At 33.0% G+C, this 6,800-nt stretch carries 4 protein-coding genes; 1 reads left to right on the top strand and 3 read right to left on the bottom strand.

Features of this window, described 5'->3' with window-relative positions; all coding sequences use genetic code 11:
- Positions 1-47: 47 nt before the first annotated feature.
- The 3 genes from P9B04_RS11680 to P9B04_RS11670 are packed head-to-tail and all read right to left on the bottom strand — an operon-like array spanning position 48 to position 2,097.
- Positions 48-437, bottom strand: coding sequence for a hypothetical protein (locus P9B04_RS11680; RefSeq protein WP_342055162.1), 390 nt, complete (start codon positions 435-437; stop codon positions 48-50).
- A 39-nt stretch (positions 438-476) separates the two neighbouring features.
- Positions 477-1,343, bottom strand: a complete 867-nt coding sequence (locus tag P9B04_RS11675) for a hypothetical protein (protein ID WP_342055161.1) — start codon at positions 1,341-1,343, stop codon at positions 477-479.
- A complete protein-coding gene (locus P9B04_RS11670) occupies positions 1,327-2,097 on the bottom strand; it encodes a hypothetical protein (protein WP_342055160.1) in 771 nt (256 codons plus the stop codon). Before P9B04_RS11670 ends, P9B04_RS11675 begins: the two co-directional genes overlap by 17 nt.
- Before the next feature lie 394 nt (positions 2,098-2,491).
- Between P9B04_RS11670 and P9B04_RS11665 the strand changes: the two genes are divergently transcribed.
- Complete coding sequence (locus P9B04_RS11665; RefSeq protein WP_342055159.1) at positions 2,492-6,583, top strand: WD40 repeat domain-containing protein; 4,092 nt, start codon at positions 2,492-2,494, stop codon at positions 6,581-6,583.
- Positions 6,584-6,800: the final 217 nt, after the last annotated feature.

Here is a 6,800-nt window from a genome sequence, read left to right as displayed (position 1 = left end):
GCTCTATAAAAAACCCCATCTTCATTCTCATAAATCATTCCTGATTGCTATATCTCAGCAGTTTTCTGATATCTTAATAAGTCAAAAAGCTCTCCAGCAAAGTCCTTGCAAATAACTTCAAAACTTTGATTGCTAACTTGAAAATCCGACTTCATGGTAATTTTAAGACCATAGGGAGGAATTAGGTTAGGATCATCAGGCCGAGATGTCGCAGCCAGTTGCGCTCCTGTTTCGAGGATATCTTTAGCAATACCAATAAATCTTTTTGTATCATCGTCCATCGCGGTAACCGAAGCAATGGGACTATTCGGGTTAGCTCTCGGCCAATAAGCTAATGCAGCTAAATAGGCAGTCTTTCCCGCACTTCTTGGTCCGATAATACGAAATTCTGTGTAATCTGGGAACTCTTCTTCTTGTCTGCCAAATAGATTCACCATAGTCCATAATTATTGTAAACAATAAACGGTTAGCCTTAATCATTCTTCTAGCCTTATTCCCGTTGCTAACCAGTATAAAGGGGGAATTAATCCATAAGGATACCAACTACCAGGATTGCGTAAATAAGCTTTAATTTCTTCAGGAGTCCCATCATCAGGAAGATAACAATTAGGACGGGGATCAAACCCTTCACGGCGATCGCACAAAATACCAAAAGCAGAACAAGCAAAAAACTCTAATCTCTTAGGAGATAACTTCTTTGTTAGCAATTTATAGGTTTCTGGTAAGCGAACCTCAAATAAATCTTCATCGGGATCTAGACGACAAGGCCAAAGTTCTCCTCGTTCGCATTTATTCATGACCACAGCTATGCGCACGTTTTTCAATTCGGGATTGTTTTCTTCTCTTTCCGAGAGTTCTTGACATAGCTTTTCAAACGCTGGTTTGTACACAGACTTATCCCAATTAGGTTCCCAGTCTGTCATCATAATCATCCACCTTGTGGTGGTAAATAATTCATCTATCCAAGTTTGAATTTCCTGTTGTTTATCGGGACGAGGGATATTCTCAAAAAATTCCCCTGGAAAGTCTCTTGTTGTCAGTTCAATATCAATTTTCTTTCGTTCTTCATTGCCAGGAATTTTAATTAAAAAATCATAATATGGTAAGTTATGCTGTTGCTGTGCATCGTATATAGTAGGAGCTATTTTTGCCTTTTTTTTCAAAATATCTTCTGCTAAATCGGCTAAATCTTTGGTTTCGGTGCTACGGGGAATTACTTCAATTCCTGCATACTTTTCTTTGAGTCCAGAAGGACAAGCCGCTAGGGTCGCAAGATAGGTGGTTTTTCCTGCATTTCTTGCCCCAAAAATACGAATTTCAATTTCACTAGAAGTTGTAGTCATGAGCTAAATAAGATCCTAAATATACCCAAGGTAATTCTAATAAGTTTGGTTTATGGATAGTGGTTATAAAAAATTGTGGACTAATATAAGGAGGCTGAGAATTATGCTCTCGAATAATATCATAAGCTAAATCAAAATATGTTTTACGAATATGGTCATCATAGTCAGACCAACGAAATAATTTATCAGGATTATACTGCCAGTTTTTTTCGTCTTTGTCTAAATCATTACTAAATAAATCTGCTTTATGAATAGCAATCAGAAGATGTTGAAGTTTAGGGCAGTTTTTTCTTAAAAAAGCTAACCAATTTTTTAGCTCCTTCTTCCAGGTTTCAGAATCAAGTTCTTCTGGTTCTTTTCCTTCCTCTAATTTTACTGACCGACTCCGATAAAGATAGGGAGGAAGTAATAATAAAATCGATTTACTTTTACTAACTATTTCAGTCAACTTTTGCCATTGTTCGGGGTTACTGTCTCTCTGTTTAGGGTTTGACCAATATTCTCCAGGGGTATCTATCCACCTTACTTCAAACTCTTGTCCTTTTCCTGAAGAAAGGTTAATTCTAAGAGATAAAGAAATTGGATCTTTAACTTCAAATGTACCAGCAAGTTGTCCTGTTTCAGGATTAGAAAATCTTTCAATTAAACTGTTAGCATCAGGTCGTATTACTTGAATATTTTGTGTTCCTTTTGCCAAAGCAACTATCATGCTAGTTTTGCCAACTGATCTATTTCCAATAATAATAACACTCATGAATTAATTTGACTAAAGTTTTCGCTTTTTGTAAAAAAAGTAACAGAAAATACTAAATTTTGTGATAATGTTCTGCCATTAGATTATTTGTAATGATTGTGAAGCCTTCTGGGCATTCTAACAGACTTTCAGTTTTTGAGTCATCTTCGATTTTATTTCTTGCTAGGAGTTAATTAAGTTCTACTATTAATACCAATTATACTTGTCCATGTCTTGTTTAACTTAACACCAATTTTGTTTTCAAGACAAATTGTCAACAAGTACCAAAGCTTTAAAATTTTAAGTTTTTTTACAATTCATTAACACAAGATTTGCATCAAAAATTAGACATGGGTTATATTATGACTGGATTAGTGATTTTTTTACGATTCTATATATAGAAAAATATATCGATATGGATGATTTTTATTTGGAGAGAGAAGTCGATGATCGACTCTATAGATGGTTAAGCGATGGAAACTACTGTTATGTTTTCAGCCCTCCTATGACAGGAAAAACAACTTTATTAAAAACACTACGAAAAAAACTCGAAAAACAAGGTTTTAAATGTGGTGTTATTGATCTCAAAAAAGCTATCAATGATAGTGACGAACAAAAACGAATAGATAGGATGGATGACCTATCTGCTTCCTGGATACTAATTCGTGATTTAGCAGAACAATTTTATCTTCCAAATGGAGAAAAATTGAATGAGTGTGAATTATATAAAGGCAATGAATTCCGAGGAGATCCTGAATTAAATAATGAAGAAATATGGCAAGTGTTTATAAAAAATATTCTATTACAAAAAGTAGAAGATGGTAATATTATTATTTTAATTGATGATGCTCAAATTTTATTTAATCCTGACATTTTATCTAAAGAATTCTGTAATGATTTTCTCTCAGCAATCCAAAAATGTTGTGGAAATAACAGACAAATAGCCTATCAAAACCAACAGCTAAGACGTATTAATTTTGTATTTTTTGGAGAAAGATCAGTATTTCATTCTACCACGTTTAATGAATATAAATTATTATTTATAAAAGAGAAAGATGTTATATTACAAGACTTTACTCTAGAAGACTTAAATAGACCATCTAACCAAGATTTAATAAATAAACAATTGAATAGAGTCAATAATTCAACAGCAATGGCTAATTGGGATAAAATTATTTCAGAAGTTCTCGAGTGGACTGACGGACACCCTTTATTAACTCATGTGTTTTTGAGATATATTATTAATTCTGATGATAGTATTATTGCACGAGTAACTGAAGGGGACAGAATAGATGAACTTATAAGGTCAAATATCTTTGGAATTGATGATGTAGCTGAAAATTTTAGTCTTATAGAAGAAAAACTGCGCTCAGATTCTGATTTGCGTAAAACTTATGCTAGAATCTTAAGTGAAGACGAAGTTCCCTATCATAGTGGTATTGATCAATATGATAAGTTAATAAACTTAGGATTATTGAAAAAAGATACCCAGACCAATACTCTTAAAGTTCGGAATCAAATCTATCAAATAAGATTTGATAGAGAATGGGTTGAGAAATATTCTGATTCTGATCCAATAAATGCAGAAATTAATCAACATGAAGAGGAAATAATGCCTGATCCACCCAATGATAATCAGTCTTTTTCAACTAACATTAAGAACAAATTAGCTAAAATTAACATAAGGAATGTATTAAAGAGGTTACTTCCTCATTACTTCAATTTCTTTATAGGAATAGCGACCTGGATTGTAACAGAAAACTTTTGGGCAAAGGTTTCTATAATAGCTGCAGTAATCTTCGGTGTATTACTGGTTGAAGTCGCCAAAGAATCATCTTTATTAAAGTCTATTTATATATCAGCTATTCTTTGGTTAATAGTTCTTTTGATTTTCAATATAACACAACAGCCATTTCCAGCTATACAAGAAAAAATTACAGTATTTTGTTTAATTTTCTTATCTTTATTGTTTGTACTAATATCATTTGAACGACTTAATAGTTTATTTATAAGGTTTGTCAAGCAACATCGAAGATTAGTTATTATAAGTGTTTTAGTTTTACTCATAATTGCAATTATTAGCATCCTTAATTCGATAGATAGTTATTGGTTGGAGGCTCAAGAAAGTGAATTAGCATATCTTAAAAATACAGGAAAGAAAAATGTAGAAAGTGCAATGAAAAGCGATAAAGAATTAGAAGCACTTGAATATTCTATAGAAAATGGTAAAAAACTTGAACAATTAAAAAAGCAGATTGACTCAGAAGACACAAAAATTAAATTCTTGGGATTAACATTATCTGATCAAAGAAAAGTAAGAAATGATTTTAAAAAAACTTTTAAGGAACAATTACCAACTGAAACCTTGTTAAACTTACAAAAAATTGGTGATACTCTTTACCAAGAAAATAGATTAGAACATCCTAAATCTGGTAGATCATTTACATCAGTAGCTTTCAGTTCAGATGGAAATAAAATCGTAACTGGAGATAACAAAGGAGAATTAATTCTCTGGAAAAATTTAGAGGAACCTTCACAAGGTACAGGTCAAAGAAAAGCTACACCAGGAACAATTCACAGTTTAACCTTCAGTCCTAATAACCAGAAAATAGCCATTGGTTCAACAAATGGTGTTATGGAGGTGTGGGATATATCAAATGAAACCAACACTCCTGTTAGATTAACAGGATGTAATGCAACAGGAGATGTTAAAACCCTAAACTTTTCTAAAAATGATCAGTATCTTGTAGCAGGAACCTTAGAGGGTGATATTTGTTTGTGGGATGTGACAGATAATACATTTAAAAAATCTGAAAAGATCAGGACTAAATCTGGTGAAAAATTAAAAATACACAAAGTTGTTTTTAGTCCAGATTATTCAAGAATTGCTGTTGCAAAAAGTGATGGTCAAATCGAGTTACGTAAAACTAATGATTTGACAAGAGATGAATCAATCCAACCCTGGACTCTGCGACCACTGGAATTCATTTTTGATTTAGATTTTAATCAACAAGGAGATGAAATAATTGCCGCAGGGAAATCGGGAAAGGTATCTGTTTTTAAACTGGAATACAATGGGGAAAAACCCCAAGTAATCAAAGATTTTTCAAAAGAACTACTTCAGTCATCCGTTGAAGATAACCCTTTTATCAAAATTGAACTTCAAGAAAATAATCAATTTACAGTTATTCGAGAGTATGAAAATAACTTGCGACTTTTAAAATATGATCTAGAGAAGGAAAAGCAGGGAAAGACTTTTTATTTAAAAGGTTACGATTTTAAAGAGATTGATAATAGTAAAACTATCATTAATGCTAGTTTTAATCAAGAGACACAAAGAATCGTAACAGTTGCAAATGGTGAATCGGTGTTAAGAATTTGGCGAGTAGAAGATAAACAGAACTATAAAATATTAGAAACTGACTCCGAGCGTTTAGTGAATACTCTCAGTTTTAGAGATCGTCAAGGAGATAATCGTGTAGTAGGAATGGTAACTATTGATAATAGTGGGAAGGTTCAATTTTGGAATGAAAAAAAAATCACTGAACAAGAAAAACTGACTCGAAATACTCAAGTCATTGATGCTGAGTTTATGCCAGACGGAAATCTGGTTGTTACAGCTGAAAAAAACGGTAGAATTGAATTTTTCAACTTAGATGGCAATGAATTGGAGAAGAATGGATTTGATGCGGGACAAGATATTAGTCAAATAGCTTTTATTCCTACAAGGAGTATGTTAGCTGTTCTTAATAATAAGACCAATACACTCTCATTTTGGGACGATTCAACAGGAGAATTGAAGGAAAGACTATTTCTCTCAGATGTCGATGATCCCAAACAAATAGAAATGATGGATTTTAGTTTAGATGGGAAATACTTGCTAGTGGCAGGAAACACTGAAGCAACGCGGCGAGATATATCCCATATATTCGATGTATCCGATCCCGAAAAACCTGATAAGCCGGAAATAAAAAACCTAAATGCTGCATATAAAGGTGGTATTACAAGTATTAGTTTTAGTCCCGATGGAGATATTGCGATCGCAGCTAAAGACGAAAATGAAGTATTTTTATGGGATGAATCTGGTGAAAAAATTGAATCCTTTAATCCTGAACACCAAGGAGGAATAGCCGCTATTAGTTTTAGTAAGTCAAAAAAAGATCCCCTAATAGGTGAGCATCCTATACTAGTAACTGTGGGAAATAAAGATAAGATTATAAAAGTATGGATATGGGATGAATCAAATCGTACAGGGAAACAGATCAAGGAATTTAAAAGTAGTTTAGACATTATTAAAACAATCAAGGTCAACCCTGATGGTGAGTTTATTGGCGTTGTAGGAGAAGTTAAGTCAACACAAACAAACAAAAACGTAGGAAAAGTTGAAATATGGCCACTCAGAACCTTAGATAAGTTATTGGAAAGCCGTTGTGAGTGGCTCGAAAAGTATCATAATTACAATAAGACTGATCTCGAATCATGTTGCGAAGAAATATTAAACCAATAAATAATAAATGCTTCGTCAACTTGTTGTCTAAATTAACACCATAATTAAGACCGCACCGACAAATTCATCCATTGCTGAATTATGACAATAAATTTCACAATCAAGCCCTTTTTAGGGATTGTACGCTATAACAAAAGGGGACTATAGAGGAGTATGGGGGTAAACTGACATCTTGCACCAGTACATAAAAACTTAAATTAGTCAGCAGTTCCTCACT

Source organism: Crocosphaera sp. Alani8, assembly GCF_038442745.1.
GTDB lineage: Bacteria > Cyanobacteriota > Cyanobacteriia > Cyanobacteriales > Microcystaceae > Crocosphaera.
This window is presented reverse-complemented; position numbering and strand designations above follow the sequence as displayed.